This is a genomic window from Rhizobium sp. 16-488-2b, from assembly GCF_017741815.1.
Classification (GTDB): Bacteria; Pseudomonadota; Alphaproteobacteria; order Rhizobiales; family Rhizobiaceae; genus Rhizobium.
Genome location: NZ_JAGHMF010000039.1, coordinates 45313 through 64869, shown reverse-complemented (window position 1 = coordinate 64869; position 19557 = coordinate 45313). Strand labels below are relative to the sequence as shown.

General features: G+C 56.7%; 18 protein-coding genes and 1 pseudogene. 1 reads left to right on the top strand and 18 read right to left on the bottom strand.

What is annotated here, in order from left to right; translation table 11 throughout:
• Positions 1-296: 296 nt before the first annotated feature.
• The 16 genes and pseudogenes from J5286_RS29665 to J5286_RS29595 all read right to left on the bottom strand — a co-directional run bounded on the left by J5286_RS29665 (position 297) and on the right by J5286_RS29595 (position 16126).
• Positions 297-1109, bottom strand: a complete 813-nt coding sequence (locus J5286_RS29665) for an ABC transporter ATP-binding protein (RefSeq protein WP_209193567.1) — start codon at positions 1107-1109, stop codon at positions 297-299.
• The gene (locus J5286_RS29660; protein WP_245206663.1) at positions 1106-2149 is read right to left on the bottom strand and encodes a FecCD family ABC transporter permease; all 1044 of its coding nucleotides are present in this window, start codon (positions 2147-2149) and stop codon (positions 1106-1108) included. Before J5286_RS29660 ends, J5286_RS29665 begins: the two co-directional genes overlap by 4 nt.
• Positions 2146-3180 carry a FecCD family ABC transporter permease gene (locus J5286_RS29655; protein ID WP_209193566.1) on the bottom strand — a complete coding sequence of 345 codons (1035 nt, stop codon included), beginning with the start codon at positions 3178-3180 and terminating at the stop codon, positions 2146-2148. The genes J5286_RS29660 and J5286_RS29655 overlap by 4 nt, the downstream gene beginning before the upstream one ends.
• Positions 3177-3890, bottom strand: a complete 714-nt coding sequence (locus J5286_RS29650) for a siderophore-interacting protein (protein ID WP_209193565.1) — start codon at positions 3888-3890, stop codon at positions 3177-3179. The genes J5286_RS29655 and J5286_RS29650 overlap by 4 nt, the downstream gene beginning before the upstream one ends.
• A gap of 1 nt (position 3891) precedes the next feature.
• Positions 3892-4803, bottom strand: coding sequence for an ABC transporter substrate-binding protein (locus J5286_RS29645; RefSeq protein WP_348529306.1), 912 nt, complete (start codon positions 4801-4803; stop codon positions 3892-3894).
• A gap of 134 nt (positions 4804-4937) precedes the next feature.
• Positions 4938-7073, bottom strand: coding sequence for a TonB-dependent siderophore receptor (locus J5286_RS29640; protein ID WP_209215404.1), 2136 nt, complete (start codon positions 7071-7073; stop codon positions 4938-4940).
• Positions 7074-7349: pseudogene (locus J5286_RS31805) on the bottom strand (STN domain-containing protein); the annotation flags it as partial.
• Positions 7350-7516: 167 nt separating this feature from the next.
• Positions 7517-8488 (bottom strand): FecR family protein, encoded by a 972-nt coding sequence (locus tag J5286_RS29635; protein ID WP_209215403.1) that lies wholly within the window; start codon positions 8486-8488, stop codon positions 7517-7519.
• 75 nt (positions 8489-8563) lie between these two features.
• Entirely contained in the window at positions 8564-9079 is a 516-nt protein-coding gene (locus J5286_RS29630) for a sigma-70 family RNA polymerase sigma factor (RefSeq protein ID WP_209193562.1), read from the bottom strand.
• A gap of 412 nt (positions 9080-9491) precedes the next feature.
• Entirely contained in the window at positions 9492-11309 is a 1818-nt protein-coding gene (locus J5286_RS29625; RefSeq protein ID WP_209215402.1) for a TniQ family protein, read from the bottom strand.
• Positions 11306-12364 carry an ATP-binding protein gene (locus J5286_RS29620; RefSeq protein ID WP_209193560.1) on the bottom strand — a complete coding sequence of 353 codons (1059 nt, stop codon included), beginning with the start codon at positions 12362-12364 and terminating at the stop codon, positions 11306-11308. The genes J5286_RS29625 and J5286_RS29620 overlap by 4 nt, the downstream gene beginning before the upstream one ends.
• 5 nt (positions 12365-12369) lie before the next feature.
• A complete protein-coding gene (locus J5286_RS29615; protein WP_209193559.1) occupies positions 12370-14763 on the bottom strand; it encodes a TnsB C-terminal domain-containing protein in 2394 nt (797 codons plus the stop codon).
• 15 nt (positions 14764-14778) lie between these two features.
• Positions 14779-15513: a hypothetical protein gene (locus J5286_RS29610; RefSeq protein ID WP_209193558.1), complete on the bottom strand. Its 735-nt coding sequence runs from the start codon at positions 15511-15513 to the stop codon at positions 14779-14781.
• Positions 15464-15610, bottom strand: coding sequence for a hypothetical protein (locus J5286_RS29605; protein WP_209193557.1), 147 nt, complete (start codon positions 15608-15610; stop codon positions 15464-15466). Before J5286_RS29605 ends, J5286_RS29610 begins: the two co-directional genes overlap by 50 nt.
• Before the next feature lie 47 nt (positions 15611-15657).
• Positions 15658-15861 carry a hypothetical protein gene (locus tag J5286_RS29600; protein WP_209193556.1) on the bottom strand — a complete coding sequence of 68 codons (204 nt, stop codon included), beginning with the start codon at positions 15859-15861 and terminating at the stop codon, positions 15658-15660.
• 49 nt (positions 15862-15910) lie between these two features.
• On the bottom strand, positions 15911-16126 hold the full coding sequence (locus J5286_RS29595) for a hypothetical protein (protein ID WP_209193555.1): 216 nt from the start codon (positions 16124-16126) through the stop codon (positions 15911-15913).
• 925 nt (positions 16127-17051) lie between these two features.
• On the opposite strand from J5286_RS29595, the gene J5286_RS29590 reads away from it, so the two are divergent.
• Positions 17052-17249, top strand: a complete 198-nt coding sequence (locus J5286_RS29590) for a hypothetical protein (RefSeq protein ID WP_209193554.1) — start codon at positions 17052-17054, stop codon at positions 17247-17249.
• A 314-nt stretch (positions 17250-17563) separates the two neighbouring features.
• Here J5286_RS29590 and J5286_RS29585 read toward each other — a convergent pair whose 3' ends face one another.
• A complete protein-coding gene (locus J5286_RS29585; RefSeq protein ID WP_209193553.1) occupies positions 17564-18184 on the bottom strand; it encodes a PIN domain-containing protein in 621 nt (206 codons plus the stop codon).
• Positions 18185-18420: 236 nt separating this feature from the next.
• Positions 18421-19488 (bottom strand): type I restriction enzyme HsdR N-terminal domain-containing protein, encoded by a 1068-nt coding sequence (locus J5286_RS29580; protein WP_209193552.1) that lies wholly within the window; start codon positions 19486-19488, stop codon positions 18421-18423.
• Positions 19489-19557: the final 69 nt, after the last annotated feature.

Sequence of the window (19557 nt, the reverse complement as noted above, 5' to 3'; positions counted from 1 at the left end):
CAGGCACAGCGCGACTTCTTCGGCGCCCACGGCTTCGATCGTCTCGACGGCAAGGACTTCCACCACGGCCCATGGGGCAGCGGTGCGGCGACCTTCTAAAGCGATGTGCTTACCCCCCCGCCCATGAGTTTCATGGGTCGGGCTCATATTCATTCAAGAGCTGCATAGCCGGCTTCACATTGGCCGATCAGCAGATAATCAAGTGACTTCCGCGGCTACATCAGAACGCTCATGTCCCATTGCGTTCCAGATGCGACCAATCGGTTTGTCGACGCGTTTCGGGGCACAGAGACCAGTCAAACTGTCCTGTCACTGCTAAGTCGGCGGTGTGGCACAACAAGAGGCGATCCGGTGATCGGATCCGGGATGACAACGCTATCCAGGTCAAAGACGGATTTGATCATCTCTGGTATCACGATTTGTTCGGGAGCGCCCTGCGCGACAATCGTCCCGTTCCGCATCGCGACGAGATGCGAGGCATAGCGGGAGGCCTGGTTGAGATCGTGGAGCACGGCGACGATCGTCCGCCCTTTCCGGTTCAGCGTCTCGAAGAGATCAAGAAGCTCGATCTGATGGGCGATGTCCAGGAACGTCGTGGGTTCGTCGAGAAGCAGGAGCGATGTTTGCTGTGCGAGTGCCATTGCCACCCAGGCTCGTTGGCGCTGGCCGCCCGAAAGGGTATCGATCTGTTGCTCGGCAAGGCCTGCGATATCCGTATCCGCCATGGCAGACTGCACGGCCACTTCGTCCGCAGCTGACCATTGTCGGAGAAAGGATTGATGTGGATAGCGTCCGCGGCTCACGAGTTCGGATACGGTGATGCCGTTCGGGGCAGAAGAGGACTGCGGCAGCAACCCAAGGCGACGGGCAACGTCTTTCGTCGGCAGGCGAGCAATGTCGTGACCATCGATCAGGACGGTGCCCTCTACGGGCGCAAGCAGACGTGCAAGCGCGCGCAGCAAGGTAGACTTTCCACAGGCGTTCGGGCCGATGATGACCGTGAACGAACCCGGCGGCACCGCAAGAGACAGATCGCGACAGATCGTTCGTTCCTTGTAACCGAGTGTTATGGATTGCGCGGCGAGATGCGGCGCCTGTTCTGTCGTCATCGGTGTCCCTCGCGGATGAGAAGCCACAGGAAATAGAGGCCGCCGACACTCACGGTCGTGACCCCGACGGGGAGCTGTAGCGTAAAGGCGTGTTGTGCCGCCGCATCCGCGGTGACGAGAAGTATGGCGCCCATCAACCCTGAAACCAGCAAAGGTGTGCCGGAACACCGCGCAAGGCGGTGGGCGATCTGCGGAGCAACCAACGCAACAAACGAGATTGGGCCTGCGACCGCTGTTACGACGGCAGTGAGCGCAATACCGCACAAAGCAAGCCCAAGCCGGCTCTTTGCGGTCGCGATGCCACTGGCAAGCGCCACATCCTCACCCAGTTCCATTTGCCGCATCGGCCGGGCTAATGCGATGATCGGCACTGTCAGTAAACCCAGTAGAATGGCGGCCGGCAAAAGCTGCGGGAAGCCGAGACCGTTCAGGGACCCTGCGGACCACAGCGCGGCTCCCATTGCAACATCGAGATCGGCTCTGCGGATCATCCATGCATTCAGCGCGGAAAGCATGGCGGACGTGCCGATCCCGATCACGATCAGGCGGAACCCCTGATTTCCGCCATTTCCAGTAAAGGCATAGACAAGCATGGCAGTGACGAGGCCGCCGGCAATGGCCCCGGCCGCAGTTATGTAGTAGCCGCCCGTAAACAGGAGAATTGCTAACAGCGCACCTGTGTGGGCGCCGGCTGCAAAACCCATGATATCTGGCGAGCCAAGTGGATTGCGGGTCAATGATTGAAAGATCGCACCGCTCGATCCGAGAGCCGCGCCGAGCAGGGCAGCGAGCAAGAGGCGGGGCAAGCGCCACTCCAGAATAATCATCCTGGTTTTCCCCACGCCTCGCCCGGATAGGGTTTCTACAACATCCATCATGCCGACATTGAACCGACCTGCGGCGAGCGTGAAAAGACCAATGGCGATGAGCACGAAAAGAAGGCAGAGACAAACCCAAAGCGTTCGCGCTGCCGCGCGGTAGGAGAGCCGGGAGCCGGCGCCGGGACCTGTTGCTGGCAGACGATAGGTCAGCGTTTTCAAAGCGGGGCCGTCCTCGCGCTGCGGGCAAGAATAATGAGAACGGGCGCGCCAACAAACGCAACGACGATCCCGGCTTCAAGCTCGTCGGGAAAAATGACGAGTCTGCCGGCAATGTCGGAGGCGATCAGGAGTATAGCCGAACCCAGCATCGTGAGGGGCACGATCCGCTTCTGGTCTGGCCCCACCAGCCAGCGCACCGCATGGGGAACCATGAGCCCGATAAACGTGATCGGGCCCACGGCCGCAGTCGCAGCACCTGCAAGCAAGGTAACGGCGATCACGATGGCAACACGCAATCGGATCAGATTCAGCCCCAGAGCGCGGGCAGCATCGTCGCCGAGGATGGCGGCGTTCAACGCGGGTGTGATGGCGAGCGCAAGGCAAAGGCCGAGTGCGATGAACGGTGCGACGGTGACGGCAACATTCATGTTGCGTCCGCCGACGGTTCCAACCTGCCAATGACGCATACTGTCGAAGGCTTGCGGATCGAGCAGGGTTATCGAGGAGCCGATGCCACCCAGCACAGCCGATAATGCGACGCCTGTTAGTAGCAGCCGAACGGGGGGCGCGCCGCCGGCAGACGTACCGACGACATAGACGAGTAATCCGGCGATTGCGGCTCCGGCGAGCGCGAACCAAACATAGGCCACGATGGAGGCGAACGAAAACACGCCAACGGCCAGGATGACAGCGAAAGCTGCTCCGGCATTAACGCCGAGAATTCCGGGGTCCGCTAGCGGGTTACGGGTTGCCGCCTGGATCAGGGCGCCGGCGGTCCCGAAGGCCGCGCCACACAGGGTACAAAGAACCAGTCGCGGCAAACGATAATCGCGTACGATGATGTGCTCGGTCACATTGGCATCGTAGTGCAGGAGGGCGGCCTTGAGCACGGGAAGGGAGATAGGTCGCGCGCCCACCATCAGGCTTACGATCGATAGTGCGACCAGCAGTATTGTAAAAACGGCCACGGCTGGAAACAGGGTCCGTGCAGGGCGATTGGCGAACCGGCTAGACGATGCGCTCATGATCATGACCGAGCCTGTCCGTGGATCCAGTAACCGATTGACGTTAAACGCTCTCGTGGTAGCCCCAGCGTGTCACGAAAATACCGTCGGCACGCGGCGACTTCGCTCGCCTCTCCCGCGATCCAAACGTAGCCGGGGCCTTGTGGAAGTTTCAGTTCCGCAGCGATCTCGGATAGCCTGCTGGGTCGCCCGAAATGGTTGAAGCTTTCATGCCAATAGGCTTGATATCCATGGGCGGAAAAATCCTGGCGGTCTTCGATAGTGCTGATTTCGACATGGGCGACAACCGGAATCGTGGACGGCCGCTCCTCGATGATCCGCCCAACGGCCGGCAAGCCTGTTGCGTCTGCCAGTAGAACAATCCAACAGGCATCGGCGGGAGAGACATAACGGAAGCGCGACTTGAGAACACCCAGCCGATCTCCTGGTTCCGCAAGGCGCGCCCACGTGGAGCCGATACCGCCTTGGTGGGATACAAAGTCGACGGTCATCCTCCCTTCAGCCTCGTCCCAATGGCGAATGGTATAATAACGGCCGGGTGCCGCGGCGAGAGACGCGTCTCCTGCTGGAAAGCTGAACCATGCGAATTCATCCAGCCCGCGGCAACTTGCAAAGCCGCGTAGCTCCCCTCCACCGAGGACCACACGGATCATGGACGGACTGATTTGCTTTCTGGAGAGAACTGTGGCGGCGTGAAAATCCGATTCTTCGACCATGTCATCGTCCTTTCGCGGCCGCGACCGCTATGCGCTCGACAAAATCCGGGAAGGCGTAAGGAATTGACAGGACGCTTACTGCCGAGGTCGCCCAAACAGAGACCGGGTCGTCGAGCGCGACATAAGCGCCTCGCCGTACCGGCCCGAAACTCTTGAACAGCGGCTGGCCTTCAGCGTCAGCGCGGGCACCGGGACCATACCAGACGATCAACACATCGGCGTCGAAGTGATCGAGTTCTTCGAGGCTGACGCCGGTTCCGTTGGCATTGGGCTCATTCGCCATCAATGCCTCCACGGCCGGCGCCAATCGAAGTCCCATGGCGGCAAGCTCCCGCACGCGCGGGTCGCGGGCAAAATAGACACCAAGCGTGCCTTCACCCGGGAAATAACTGCCGAAGATGAAGGTCTTGCCTGAAAGTTCAGGGTGGGCTGCGGTCAGGTCATGAAGTTGCTTCTCCGCAGCTTCAACGAGGCGGTGGGCTTTCTGCGGTTCGCCCAGCGCCAGACCCGTGAGAACCATCTGTTCGCGCCAGTCTGCTCGCCATGGTGCCGATGTGTAGACGATGGTCGGCGCGATACTCGACAGACGCTGCCACTCGATTTCGTTGATACCGGTCTTGATAGCCAAGATCACATCCGGCTCGAGCGCAGCGATGGCTTCGTAGTCGAGTACACCCGATTGCAGAAGTTCGGGCGTCTGGCCCTTGAGATAGGCTTCATTCCAGGGAAGGACGCCTCGCTCGAACAGGCCGTATCGGTGCATGCCGACAGGTATGCGGCCAAGTGCCAGCACGGCATCCTCGCCATTCCAGCCGAGGGTAACTATGCGCTTTGGCTCCGCTTCAATTCGGGTCGTTCCGAGGGCGTGAGGGATATCGATCGGAAACGACTTTTCTCCCGATGCAAAAGCCACCGAGAGGGTTCCTGTCGAAAGCAATCCCGAAAGACCCATCAGAGTGGTGATGAATTGGCGTCTGCTAGGGTCTTGTCTTAAGGTCATGGCACCAAAAGGCCGGCCACCGCATTCGCGCGATAGCCGGCATCTCCTCAGAATTTGTAGTTCAGCGACAGCGTCGCATTGAACGGATCGCCATAGACGTTGCTGTAGATGTTGGTGCTGGCGTAGTACTTCTTGTCGAACAAGTTGTGGATGTTGAGTTTTGCGGTCACCTTCTCGTTAAAGTCGTACTTGGCCATCAGATCAACGACGAAAAAGGCATCTTGCTTCGTCGTGACGCCACGCGGGAACGTGCTGTTCTTCTGGGTGAAACTGCTCGAGCTTTCCCAACGGACACCCCCGCCGATCGTCAGCTTTTCCCATTCGCCTGGCAGGCGATAGGAGGTGAAGAGCTTCATTGAGTTCTGGGGAATGCCAACGCTCATGCTGAAGCCATCAGGCAACTCGGTGCTGGCATGGGTGAAGCTCGCCTGCATCTGCCAATCAGGCAGGATCTCGCCGGAGAGTTCGAACTCGATGCCACGAATGACAGCGCCGTTCGCTGCAACATAGGCATCATCACCGGTGGGGGTGAGATTGCCGTCGGCGACAGCGTAGTTGTCCTGCTTGGTGCGAAAGAGCGCGACGCTGGCGTTCAATCGTTCGTCGAACAGTGCGGCCTTCATACCGATTTCATAGGTGTCGCCGGTGACCGGCTGCAGCGTTTGCCCGCTTACGTCCATAACGGATTGCGGTTGGAAGATGCTGGTGTAGCTGGCATAGGCCGAGAGGCTGTCGGTGATATCGTAGACAACGCCGGCATAGGGAACCCAGACGCCGTTCTCTTTGATGGCATCCGGATACGGACCCCACGCGATATAGTCGTAGGTCGAGTCCTGATCGTACCAATTGATGCGGGAACCAAGGATAACGGAGAGCTCGTCTGTCGGCTTGAGACGGGTGGCGCCATAGGCAGAGTATTGTGTCAGGGTATAGTAGCGTTTGCCGGTTGTGGGCCATTCCGGCTCAGCGAAGTCACCATTCCAGTCGAAGATGTTCGGGATCGAGGCGTTGAAGCCGGGTACGGTCCAGAGTGGATACATGTCATAATCGGCGCGGGTGCGGGATGCATTTACGCCGAAGACGAGGTCGTGTTCGCGACCAAACATCTCCATGGGACCTTCGACCCTGGCGTCGAAACTCGCCTGTTTCGTCGGGATTGGCCACTTGGCCACCCAGAGGCTCGATCCTGCACCGGTATCCTTGTCCGCATAGCCATTGCGGCTGAACCACCCATAAGTGCGGTCGTTGTTTTCGTAGATGTAGGTGCCGGTTGCGGTCAGCTTCCAATCGTTGTCGAACTCGTGTTCGAACTCGATGAAGCCGCTGTAGCGGGTACGGTCCTGGCGGCTCCAGTTGGCGGCCGAGTTGAACGAGCGGTCGAATACGGCGGGCGTGCCGTCAGAAAAATAGGCTGGTGCACCGAAGTAGCCGCAGGCCCTGCATTCCTTGTTCTGGTATTCACCGCCAAACGTCAGCATCGAGTTGTCGCCAACATCGGCTTCGAGAACGCCGTAGAGCGCCTGTGATTTCTGCGTCAGCCGGTCGATGTAGCTATCGCCCTCCTGGAAAGCGCCAACGGCGCGGCCCCTGAGGCCGCCATCGTCCGAGATCGGGCCGCCGACGTCGAAGGTTCCACGGTGTGTGTTCCACGAGCCAATGGTGCCTTCGACGGACGCCTGGAATTCGGATGTTGGGCGCTTTCTTACCAGATTGACGGTTGCCGACGGGCTGCCGGCACCGCTGAGCAAGCCGGTGGCGCCGCGGACGATCTCGATGTGGTCATAGATCTCCGTGTCGAGACTTAACGAGTTGAGGTTCTTGTTGACATTGACGCCATCGACCTGAAAGTTCTCGATTTCCAGGCCTCGGGCAAACAGGCCCTTGTCATTGTCGTCGGCAATGCCCTTCTTTTTGAAGATGACACCAGGGCTGTTCACGACCACGTCTTCGACGCTGCGCAAGTCCTGGTCTTCAATCCTTTGATGGCTAATAACAGAAACGGACTGCGGTGTTTCTCGGATGGAAAGCGGTAAGCCGGTTGCGGTTGCCATTTCGCCTGTCGTGTAGGACCCGGTTCCTTCGGTCGTTCCACGATTGCCGGTAACGACAAGCGGTTCGAGAGCGGTTGCGCCTTGAATATCGCTGCGGCCTGCGTCCATCAGGCTCGGATCGAAGACCGTCACCGCGTTGTCGCCGGTAAATCTGTAGGAGAGTCCACTGCCGGATAGTATCTGTTTCAAGGCACCAGTGGGCGTGTATGGCCCGACCGTGGTACTCGATGTCTTACCTTGGGTGATGGCTGCTGGATATGCGATCTTCAATCCGCTGGTGCGCGCGAAACTGGCGAGGGCGCTGCTCAAAGGCTGTGCGGGAATGTTATAGGATCCCGACTGAAACCTGTTGGTAGTGGATTGTTGTGCCAGAGCCGGCTGGCTCGACAAGACTGAAATCGCCGCCACCGAAGCGACGAGCGCCGTTGCAAGCAGTTTGTTTGGTCCCGAAAATCTCAACACATTACCCCTTCATGCGGATCGACGACGAAACCCCCGTTCGTCCCGTCATGTGTTGAGACTGGAAAGCTGAGTAAAATCCTCAGTGTTTAGGCGGAAATTTTTTTTGTATTTTGTTAAGGTGCTGAAATCACCGCGAAATAATCCGAGATATGGCGCACAGTGAGGGGCAAGCCGCCTTGGAGTGCATCAAGAGAGCCGTTTGCGTCTCGCAAATCGAGCACCGCATTTACCTTCAGTTGTTTAAGCTTTGCATCGGTGATGACGATAAATCCGCGGTGCCACGCCGCAAGGGCAGCAACAACTTCTTCCAGCGAGCGTCCCTCGGCGACGTATTGTCCATCACGCCACGAAGCAAACGTTGAGACATCCGCCTTGATCGCCTGCCCGATATGGCCCTGCCGATCGACACGGAGGATCTCGCCCTCCTGTACGACCAATGTCTCGCCAAGGCCGCTGCCGACCCTGACACTGTGTTGTGTGACCGAAAGCTCGGCTCTTGCTCCGGGCAGATCTCTCGCAACGTCGAAGGCCGTGCCTAGCGCACGGAAGGACGTATCGTCGACCATGACCTCGAAGGGACGGGCCGCATCCGAATTCACTTCAAAATAGGCTTGCCCGGCAAGCAACCGCACACGTCTCATTTGCTCGGTGAAATCGACATCGAGAGCGGAACGAGCATTTAGATAGGCTCGGGAACCGTCCGGAAGTGTAATTAGCTCCGGACTCGCCGTTTCCGTCGTGTAGTCCGCTGCCATCCGCCGAACCAGGCCAGAACTCCACAGCGCTCCCGAAGTGCCGACCGCACCGAGACAGAGCAACAGAGAAAGTGCACCACGACGGCTCATCCCGGACTTTGAAGGCGCTGCGGCCAGTACGCGCCCACTCTTGCGATCAACAAAAAGCTTGCCCATCACTGCCCAGAGTTGTTCCGCCTCCAAGGCAGCATCAGCATGGGCGGTGCTTTCTCGCTTCCAAGCCTCATAGGCTGCAACTTCGCCATCGCTGGTCGTTCCGGAGTTCAGGCGAACGATCCATTGTAGCGCCCGTTCGGCAAGGTCCGGATTCTCGTTTTGTGGCTCGGTCATCGGTGCATCCGGGTTTGGAGTTCCGTTCATCTGGTTAGACCGGAAAAGCGGGGAATATCCACAATCCGTCCCATCTCAAAATTCCTCGTCACGGCGCAGGAATTCACGGCAGTGGAGCAGAGCGCGTACGATATGCTTCTCTACCATGCTGACTGAGACGCCGAGACTGGACGCGATTTCCGGGTGACTGTAGCCTTGCAGCTTATTCATGACGAATGCCTGCCGACACGGGGCGGGGAGTGCATTGAGATAGACGGCGAGCTTGGCGAGATCGCGCTGCATCTCCATGCGTTCGGCCGAATTGTCGGCAAGGCTTGCCTCGTCTACGCTCTCGAAATCCACCCGTCGGAGCCATTCGCGCCTTTGCCGATCGGTAAAGTCGATCGCGGCATGACGTGTGGCCGTGAAAAGATAGCTCCTCGGATGCTCGACGGGTGTCGTCGATTGGCGCCCCGCGAGCTTCATATAGGCATCCTGAACGACTTCCTCACCATTGTCGCGATTGCCGACAAGCCGTGATGCAAAGCGTACGGCGTCACGATGATGGAGCTTATAAAGCTGATAGAGCCATGCGTTGAATGTTCGTGCCATCAGTTCGGGTATTCATGGGGACAAAACCTAACGGGACCCGTTGGCCAACTTTTCTGCCGGTCACTTATAAAACAGGATAAAATTAGTCAAGTATGATCTCTGTGGCGTAAACATTGAGCGCCATGCGGTTGGTGTCGTCGGAGATGGAGGTAAAAAGGCATTCCGAGGTGGTTATTACGCGTCACTAGAAATGACACCGGCAGTCCAAGAAAAACAGATACTTAGCCAGCCTCCGCGACATCTCACATGACACAAACGTCACGCCAAACTGACACTTACATATTAGAGCGCCGTAGGGAGAAGTCACGTTAATCATTGATTTAATTGGATTATTTGACTAAAAAAATGACATAAAAAAGCCCTCCGCCTCTTGCGAAGCGGAGGGCTAAAACCTTCGTCAGAAACCTGAGATTTAGGGGTATCCAGCCTCAGCGAGTGCCGCCCTGGCGGCAGTTCTCTCGTAATACACTGAGAGGCGCGCTCGCAGTTTTGGGATATCAGCCAATCTTAGAAGCTGAGCTGCTTTGTGGCTTTTCAGTCCGGTTTCTGTCGCTAGTGCTTTTGCGTGGGTATACTTTGCATGAAATTCTTGGATCTCGTTTCGATCGAAGAAAATCGATTGGCTACGTCCAGGGACTCGGAATTTGTGGAAAGGCAAGATGCCTCCCCGTGTCATGTCGAAGATTTCTCGCTTTAAAGCTCCCATTAGCGTCGCAACCTCGCTTGCCATCATCCAGCGCTCGTCTAAGGGAAAATGACTTGTCACCTCTGCAGGGTCGACCAAGATCGACGCTAGTCCGGGCAGCTCCAGGTTGTAGTGTACCTGGGACAGCTTTCTTTCCATGAGAAGGTTGATGATGTCTGCGAACGGCACGCGGACTAACACGATGACATTCCACAGCGAGACCAGGCCATCGTGTTTAGCAACTGGCGGGGAACTGCGAGCTGCGTCGACCAGTGTATGAAGTTTGCTCCTGGAATATTTGGCCATACAAGATGGGAATAGCTTCTTGTAGAGTTCGTCTTTGGCAATGACGCCGCGATCAACCAGTTGAACAAAATGGGGCCTGGTTATCCCGAGCAGCGGATACGCGTCTATTGGGAACACGAGGTCGTCGAAATACTCCTGAGCCTTCTCGTACGCTGAGAGGGGAAACACCGTTGTCTTTTCATCTCGCTCACCAGAGAAATGCAACAATAATCCACGAGCCATGTCTCCTCCTCCTATAGTCTTTATTGCATCGGTAAACACTACATGTGTTCCTGACGACGCTTTGCCGAAGACCTTTTGCTTGTAGGTGAGTCCTACGTGTTCATTAATGTAAGCCATCATTTCAGCGCGAATCAGGTCGTAATCCGGACCCGACCGGAAGTGATACCTAGGACTTAGTCCAAGATTGATGCCGCCTAGGATCGCGGCTCCGCCGCGGGCTGATCTTTTCTTGTTCCTATCAGCGGTCATTTGCTGAAGAAACTGCCTTATCCCTGACCGTCCCTGGCGCATTAGACTGAACCCAGCCTGCGCTCCATTATGCCAGTCGCTATCATTATAATGATCGAGATTGGCGTACTTTCCGAAGGTAGCGTACATCCCGATGAGCTCTGTGACGTCCATGCCTGAGAGCATTGACATGCTGTCGAGCAATTCGCCTGCCCGCCTCCGCCCTTCAAGGCGATCGATTATGAACCTTTCGTAGTCTGTGAACGGCCGGGTCCCCTTTAAAGCAAGAGCGTTGTTAAGTTCCCTTGTGTTCTTTGTAGCTCTGTAGTCCAGGTCAAAATTCCGGTAGTTACTACCGGAGGGCAGCTCGATCAGGGGAGCATCGTGGATCTCACACGATCGGATCGAAGCCAATTGCCAATGAATACGGTAATACCGCCGTGCTGAGTTTGGGCCGTGTTCGCGACGAAGGTCCTCATGAAGGCATGTCGCACAAGCGCGCGCCGGATAACGGGCCAGCCATGGGGCTCGCACCTTCTCGTCTCTCAATATACCGTGGCCCGGTTTCGTGATGGTGAAGGCATTTCGGAAAATGCGTTCGGGTGAAATTTGGGAAATTTCGCTTAAGCGCGTTAACGCGTCGTGCTCTCCACCAATAACGCTCTTGAGAGAAAACCCGAGGTCGTCGAAAAACGGAATTGCAGGAATGCGGTTAGCAGCCGCTAGACGAATTGCAAGACTGGTTGCGGTCTCGTCGTCGTGGAAAGGAACTTTGTATATGCCTCTCATCGCCGCCCCGACTTCTGAGATGCGCCCGCGCCACCTTTTGAGGCTACACGGTCAGCTTCTTCTTCCTCCGTTGTGAGGTATCCATCGGATCGGACACCACGGACGATGGTCTGCCATTCCGGCTCAACGAAGACGTTTCTGCCCCCCTTTGCCAGCCGCATGTAGGCGTCCTCCCAGTGTTCGATGACAACGTCGGTGTCGCCGCTGTCCAGCGCGTCTTCGATTGCGAAGTGGAGCATCTTGAAGATCAAACCGAGACGATCCCGCGCGCCGTGGAACAGGCGAGCTAAGAACTCGTTGGTGAAGGGAGTGGCGGATACAAGCCCCGCGATCGCCAGAACCTCTTCGATCATGTCGGCTATCGCCTCGCCATGGTCAATCAAGGAAAGAGGTTCGAGAGCAAGGTGGATCACACGCGCTTCCAACTGCTCCTTCTTGTCCCGCTTGATCATATCCTTGGCTTCGGGGAGGCCGATGAAGATAATATGGATCGGCCAATCTTCCTCCTGAAGAAGGTTTTTGAAGGCGTCGGAGAAGTGGCGCAGACCTTTTATGCTCGGTGCATCCAACACGTGCTGGATCTCGTTGACAACGACAAGCCTGGTCCCTTGCACTTGTAATTGAGCACGAACTTTCTCGAATATGCTCGGTTCGCTCCCCCTGCGATGATGCAACTGATAGCCTAAACGCATCGCCATCTCACGACCAAGACCTGCCATTGTGCAATCCGGCGGGGCTGTGACCTTGAATAATGGATAAGCCGTGTTGTCGTTCTCGATGGGGAAGGGAACGAGTGATGGATGTTCGTCAAGATAGTGGTTCACCATCGTGGACTTCCCTGACTGGGACTCGGCAGTGATCAAAAGGATGTGTCCGTCCTTTGCTGCGCGAGAAGCTCCGCGGACAACGACGTCGATTTCGCGCTTCACCTCCGCGTCATTGTGAGTCGTGAGGTAGAAAGCCTCGACTTTCTCCATGATATTGCGGATCCGACGCTGCTCCGGAGACAGGCGTTCGGTCATAGTGCGGGTGACAGCGTTATCTTCTCTTGCCATTGCGATTATCCTTTAATTCCTTGCCATGGTTTTGGGCCGCCGATGCGGCTCTTCGATCGTCTTCCGGACGAGCTTGAATTGGGTTCGGCTTGGGGAGGCTCGTCTCTATATGGATCTGGTTTCGGGCGACCCTCTCGACGCACACCCTCTTCAGGCGTGGCAAAACGGTTCGGGTCGCGTTTGATGCCATCGTCCACGTCACCGAACTCGCTGTCGAGATCAGCTTGCGGCTCTGCAAGATCCTCGATAGGTGCGTTCGCGCTTCCGTCGCCTGGGTTGAGCTGTTGGTGGATTTGCTGACCGTAATCCATCTCGTAGGGCCGCTTGTAGATCACGCCCTGTACGACGTCGCGTTCGAGGTTCTGCAGGTCCTCGACCGTCCACGTCGCGATGGCGATGCCGGCGCGGTCCTCTGCGGCCTTCACAAGTTTCTGGACCTGGTAAATCGCCCGCAGAGCAATCTCCCATGATCCCTCCTGGGACTTCTTCACGGTCTTGCGCATATGATGCAAAGCGGCTTTCCACTGGTTCAGTGTAAGGTGCTCGGTACCTGAGAGATTGCACTGCAGTTCGTAGTAGCCGCGTCCGTTCTGCGTCTTTACCCAGATCTTGGAGAGATCGCGGGGCGATACTCTAATTGTGAATGTGCCTTTGGTACTCTGGTTGCGAATTTCCTGGACTCGCTCGTCACCGTAAGGGAGTCCGAGGAAGACAAGCCCACTGTCGGTTATGTGCCTGTTGGGCACGGAAATTGCGAAGGCCTTCCTTCTCGTCTCCTCGTCGACCTGCCGGACCTCGTGGGTTTTGTTAAGGAATCCCCACATCTGCAAGGGGGTCCGACCGCCGAGCGCTTCATCTTGGGGCGTGTTGTGGTAGCTGTCGATAATCAGGCGCGAGAGGCACTCTGCCAGTTCGATGTCAGTCAGACGGGCGGCCTTCTTTGGATTGTAGCCGGCACCTTTCGCGATGATATTCCCAAAGGACTGCCCCGGCAGTAGGTGCATGTATTTGCCGTCGATCGTGCGGAAGAAGCGCTCGATCGTGCCGCGCATGTACGGATGGTCGGCCGGTGGGCTCAGAACGTTTCCCGTGAGCGCGACAACGCAATGCTGAAACTCGAAACTGTCGTAGGCACCACCGTGGTCGGCCACGACAAACCAAGGCTTGCCCTCTTGGGGCCAAGGATTTTTGGTTCGGAGCGCCTCCACGATGTGAGCCTTCGATGTGCAGGCCATTTCGAGGACCTCGACGGCGTCTCGGGGAGTTGGCTGAACAGTCCGCAGGATCTTCATTCCCAAAACGGACCTCGACGCTACGTCCATCGCAACTGACCACCAGAGACGTTTCCGATTGTCTTCGGACTTCTTCGCTTTCTTCTTCCGCTTGCGTTTGCCCGACTTCCCCTCTTCAACTTCTTCGTCTTCATCATCGTCGACTTCTGAAGCCATTCGCTCGAGCCGCGCTATGATGTCCGGATGTATCTCGTTTATGAGCCCTGTCTCCGTGAGGAAGACGAAGACGTCGAGGAACTTTTCGTCCATCTCGACCCGCTCGAGCGGCGCCTCTGCACCTGGGCCGCCGTAGCTGAGCGCCAAATCAAGACGCGCCTTCTTTGCATCCATCCGGGCGCCAAGCTTCTCAATATCCGAAATCGCTTTCATGAAGCGCTGGGTAGTCCGGATTTCAGGGACCGGTATCTGGTCGATGCCCTTCTCTTTGCGCTTAAAGTTCTCTGTCTCGAGCAACTGTAAAGCGGCCGTTGGTGATGGCTTGGCGTGCCTCAGGAAAACCCCTCTGAGGAAAGCCTGCGTCTCCTTCGGCATCTTGGTGCCGCGGGCCGAGCCCTTGTAGCGTTTCATCAGGGCGTTGGCTGAGTTTGCATGAGATTCATAGAGGTTCACGATACGGACGAACTGGCGCCACTGTACCGGGTGTCGGTCGCTTACAACTTCTACTATGGTGCCGCCCCGTGCCTGTTTCGGGGCGTGTTTGTGCAAGATTGCTGCTTGTTCCGCAGCGAACTCTTTTAGGAAGGCTTCTACCTTGGGCTTCGAGCGGGCCCATTTCTTTTCCTTCACGCCCTGCAGGAACGCAGCACACGCCTGGATACGAACACGGATATCCAAGGGCATATCGGCGGAGTCGAGCGCGAACATAAGTTCGCGATCGTTCTTTTTTGCCAAGGTGTAATAGTCGGGTTGGACCTCAACTAGACCAAGCGCAATATCTTGCGACATCTTACTCTTGTTGACTTCGTGCTTACGCGGTCCGTCTTCTTCAAGAAGACGGTAGCCACCGGGAATGTGGGTGACCTGGTAATAGTGTCCATCACGCAGCACACGGTCCCATTCCCCCACTGCAAAATTAGTGAAGACGTGCTCCGGTATGTGTTCGCCCATGCCTCTTTCCCTTCCTCACGCGCACTGGCGCAAAAACGATACGTCTGTCATTTTCATGCGGTCGGGACGGCTGCATGCATGTGCCAGGACGCCTTCGTCGATCAAGTTCCACATCGCCGTGCGAGCAGCGCCAATGTTCCCGAACTCCTGCAGGAGATCGCTAACCTTGATCACTTCGTTCATGCGGGAGAGAAGAGACTGCATGCGATTGCAGTTCTCCTGGTTCTTGAGCGAGCGCGCCCGGAGGATCTCCGCTGACCGTAAAAAAACTGCTTTCGTGACCAGCTCGTCCGTCATGATTCCGCACTTGTCGGCGTGCTGACGCAAACTATAGTTACGAATGAGTTCCAGTTTTTCTGCCAGCTTCCCGTAGCGATCGAGCCGGGCGGGACGTGCCGCAAGAAGACGGATAAGTCCGCTCTTGTAGGTCACGCGGAAGTCAAAGTAGTGGAAGTTGCCCTGCGCGTATTCGACCTCGTACTGGCAAGAAACATCGACGACGTCACGCCGTGACATTAGGTAGATCGCGCACTGCGCCTCGAACCAGCTCTCGCAACGAAGCGGTCCGGTTCCCAACGGATTGTTGAGGAACACGCGGCAGTTCTTGCCCGACTTCATCGAGACTGCACGGTCGTAAGGAGAAACTGGGTCGAGTTCTACCTTGAAGCCGAGCTTTTCTTCGATGCACGGTTCAGCGTCTTTATCCTTGCGCGCTCCGGCGAGTGTGGTTACCAATCTGGCGGTCAGCATTGGCGAACGACGTCTCGTAGCCATGCGCGATATCTAGGATATCGTAGCCATTCTCGGCGTAGCGGTAGTACTGAAGTGCGAGCTTGATCTTGCTCATAATTGTCTCCTAACGCAAAACAGGTGATGGATATTCCGGGGCTGTCTCTAACGCGAGCGGCGGTTCAGCCAGTTGGCATAGAGCAGATCAACGAGGCTTGCGGAGCCAAAAGGCTTCACCGTGAATGCGCGACGCTGACCGTTGCGATACGTCGCGACAAACTCGAAGCACGTAGCGCGCTCTACCGCTACAAGGTCTTCCGAGCGGGCGCCGCGGTCCATCGTCATTGCGATCGTTGTAATCTTGGTCATTGTATTCCCTTCCTTTTCCAAGCAGCTTTCGAAGGCTTAAAAGTCTGACTTACTTCCCGGCGCCGCCCGCGGCGGAGCGACGATCCTTCTTGCCTCCGCGGCTTTTGATACGTGCCCGCTCCAGGGAGCCGTAGCGAGATACGACCCCAAAGACGACCTCCGCTTCGAGGCGTTTCAGCTCTTCTCCAGACCATGCACGGCTGATTGCGGCAGGCCGGTCGGCCTTGGTCGCGAACGCCTTCAGATCGATAGTAAGTTTGTTCATGGCACTTGCCTTTCTTTATGATCCGGCGGCGTCGGCGCACGACGTCACGACCGCGATCTACGCAGTTGCAAACTTCCACAGAGACGAGAGGGCCGGCAGCCTTGCGAACAATCGCAAAAATAACCGAGCCGGACCTCGACCCCGCTTAGAGTCGTTGGAGATGGATTATGTTGAGATAGATGCGGGCCATTCGTACTTCCTCAAATCAAAGATAAAGACTTCGAAGGAGTTGCCGGGCGCCCTGGGCCGCGGCGATCGATATCACCGGCCTAGGCCGCTGTGCGGCAACTTTGTTGGTGTTGCGGTTGTGACATCGAGTACTTCATTGGTTGGATTGTTTCCGATCAGGTTACCCTGTGGTCGTGCAGTTAGGCGCCGATCATGATCCATTGCAAGACGCCTAATCGCCACTATCCGCCAAAATGGCTAGCTTTGAGCGGATATGGTTAATGAGTCCTTGAGCAACTACCGTTCGCCTAAACGTGCAGGGACTGGCCCGCCATGCCTAAACATGACCAGCAAAATGACGACGGGCGCAGCGGGATTTTAGTCGAGAACTTTGTCCGCTTGGTACGTCATGCGCTGAGCGGGGAAATGTGGAGAGCCAACCAGCGTTGAGGGACCTTCAGGCTCTCCACTCGCCGAGAAAGCATAGGAGACCCGCTCGGCTGAGTAAGAACCCGCTCCGTCCCAGTAGGTTCCACATGCGCAGAGAGAGGATTAGCAGAGCGCTGCGACCGTCGACAAATTTTGTGCCGCCCTGCGAAGTACCGCGAGACTTTTCCTCCGGTTTAAGCGGAGGACTGAAAGGATTCACCGGCGTCGTTACGTTTCAGCTTGGGAAAAGGAAATATGGATTCGATGCTATTCCGTTCGCAAAATGATCAGGCGGTAGTATAAAGATTCGAGCGCACGGAGATTCGCGATGACGCCTGACGATCGATGGGAATTGCCCGAAGATAGCGAGGACTTTCGGCGCATCTTCGCCAGCGCGAAGTCCACAGGTGAACAGGTCGTCTTCGATCACGACGGGATCTACACAGTCTCATTTTCGCCTCGCGGCCCGCGAGGGAGCGCCAAGGAATTCCTTTCAAAGGGCAGGCCAGCGGACGACAGCCAATAATCTCTTGATACGTGGCGATGACGTTGACCGGATCGCCGCCTTGCCACACGCTCTCTATTGAGTTGCGCGAGGTGAGAAATGGAAGAGCCTACGGTACGATCGATTGATTCAAGCTCGGCGCCAATTTCGCGAGCGGTTCTAAAGCGTTTGGAGCGGCTGATTCATGACCGCGCGGCCGGGACTGCTTTTGAGCGCATGGATGCCTCAGCCCGGCGAGAGGTCGCCGTGATAATGGCGAGATCCTCGTTGTTTGAAGACCTGCGGGTGACCAATACCAAGACCGACAGCACCGAATAGCGGCACGCCGAAGTCATCTACATCTTTGGTGTGTTCACGTCATCAAGGTCGTCTTCCCCGGATCGCCAATCTATCGGCCCGATCATCCTTCGCCAATCGCTGCGTACCGGTTGAATGTGCTCACGCAGGCGCCATCCCTCCGGCGGGTCTATAAACCACTTGCCTCGAAGCGGGCAGTAAAGTCCCGGAATTTGGAAAAAACGGTTTATCCGCATGTAGTCCGAGACGTCCGTCGAGGCGATCGGGATGCCATGGACTATCGAGGTCGCAGCAATCTCGGGATCGCATCCGAACTTCATCCTGCTTCGGTAGCTGCTCGTCATCCAGAACCCGGCCAGCTCGGGAGTGATCGACATCACCGCAACAAGCTGTCGCACCTCGATGTTCACGGAAGGGAGCCAGATGTCGGTCTCAAGCAGTTGATCGAGCCAGCGCCCGAGAGCCTTCCCACGAACTGGATCTGTCTTTGAGAGGATGAGCGCGCCACGCCTGAGCTCGAAGATCGCAGCAGATGGAACCGCGACCGCTCCGATCGGGATGTTTCTAAGAAAAGTGACGATACTCTCATTCAGCTCTTCAGCCGTCTTGCGCGCTTCGCTCAAAACGCTGGTGTCGAGAAGAATGAAATCGACTGGCATTCCCGCGATCTCCTTCCGCGGCGGCCTACTTCGCATACCAATCGAGTACCACTATAGGCTTGTGCGGGCATGGAGGCGCGGACGGAACTGACTGTTGCAGGTGACGAGCACATGGGAAGCGAATTCTGGTGCCGGCTTACAAGCACTCGCGATCGCGTCAAAAGCCAGATCGGCGTTCGATGTCGTTAGAGTGATCTGTTCTTCAAGTATATCGAGTATGGTTTCGAGATCGTCCTTTAGCCGAGTGCAATCTCGCAGCTTCCAATCGTCTCGAGCACAATTGGCCTAGGTAACCCAGGAATAGCTGGTGAAAGGGTGTATTCACATCTCAAGGAAAACGAGCCGCGTGCATTTCGGCCTTGGATAAAAATGAGCGCATCGACGTAGCATTCGGCCTCGATCCCAACCGGCAGAGCGCCTCCTGGACTCAGCGGAGTATGAGGAAGCTCGGTGCCGGGCGGAAGCGAAACCGTGAAGAGGTTCTGCATCAAGGTTGGACGATCAGGATCAGTGGACAGAAATTCTTCGGCTGCACGGAATTTAAGAGGATTGAGACCGAGTATGTCGAAGATCGGATCCATCACGCTAAACGAAGATTTGATGCGTAACTCAGCTTCTATAAGGCCCTCAGCGTTTCGAAAGACGCGACCATCGGAAACCGTGTTCACCAAACCATCGATGTTGAGGGGTGGACCGACATTCAGGCGGTTCTCCGTGTAGGTGACGTGGCCACCAACTATGCTCACGGATGATTTGTGCCCAGGCGCAATTGGCTTTCCCTTGTCGACAATCACATTAGCGCGTGCCTTCATCGCTTCGGGGCCAAGCATTCCTTTCAACGCCGGCAACAACGTGTCGACTTCATCGACTTTCCAGGTCCAGATGGGTTCTTCCGGCTTGGCGACACGGTAAAGCCGAAACTCCCGTCCGTTCGTCAAAACGTAAAACTCGGCCGCTATCTCAGGATGCGTCGCGTAGGTATGAGCTTGATCGCTGTCCTCCTGGGAGAGGACGACGGAAGGAGCTTTTGCCTCGACTACCCAGCGCGAAAACGAGACAACTTCGCAAACAAAGTCTGGCCGACCACGCAGGACAGGATCCTTCGCCTTGTTCTTGTGGCCTAGGTATGCCCTGCCGTATTGGATCGAAACTTGGCTGCGCAAATTGGCCTCCGGGTTGCCCTGCGTATAGCCGAGAGCCCTACAGAAAGGCCGAACGATCTCGCCCGCGACGTCGTCCTCATTCATTGTGTCGAGATCGTGCGGCGCTAATATGGACATCGGTTCCTCTTTGAGTGCTTTCATCAGACACTGCCAGTGTCGGACGGAAAGCGCAGGCGAAAATGCGCCGATCCACAGGTTTGTGAGAACCCT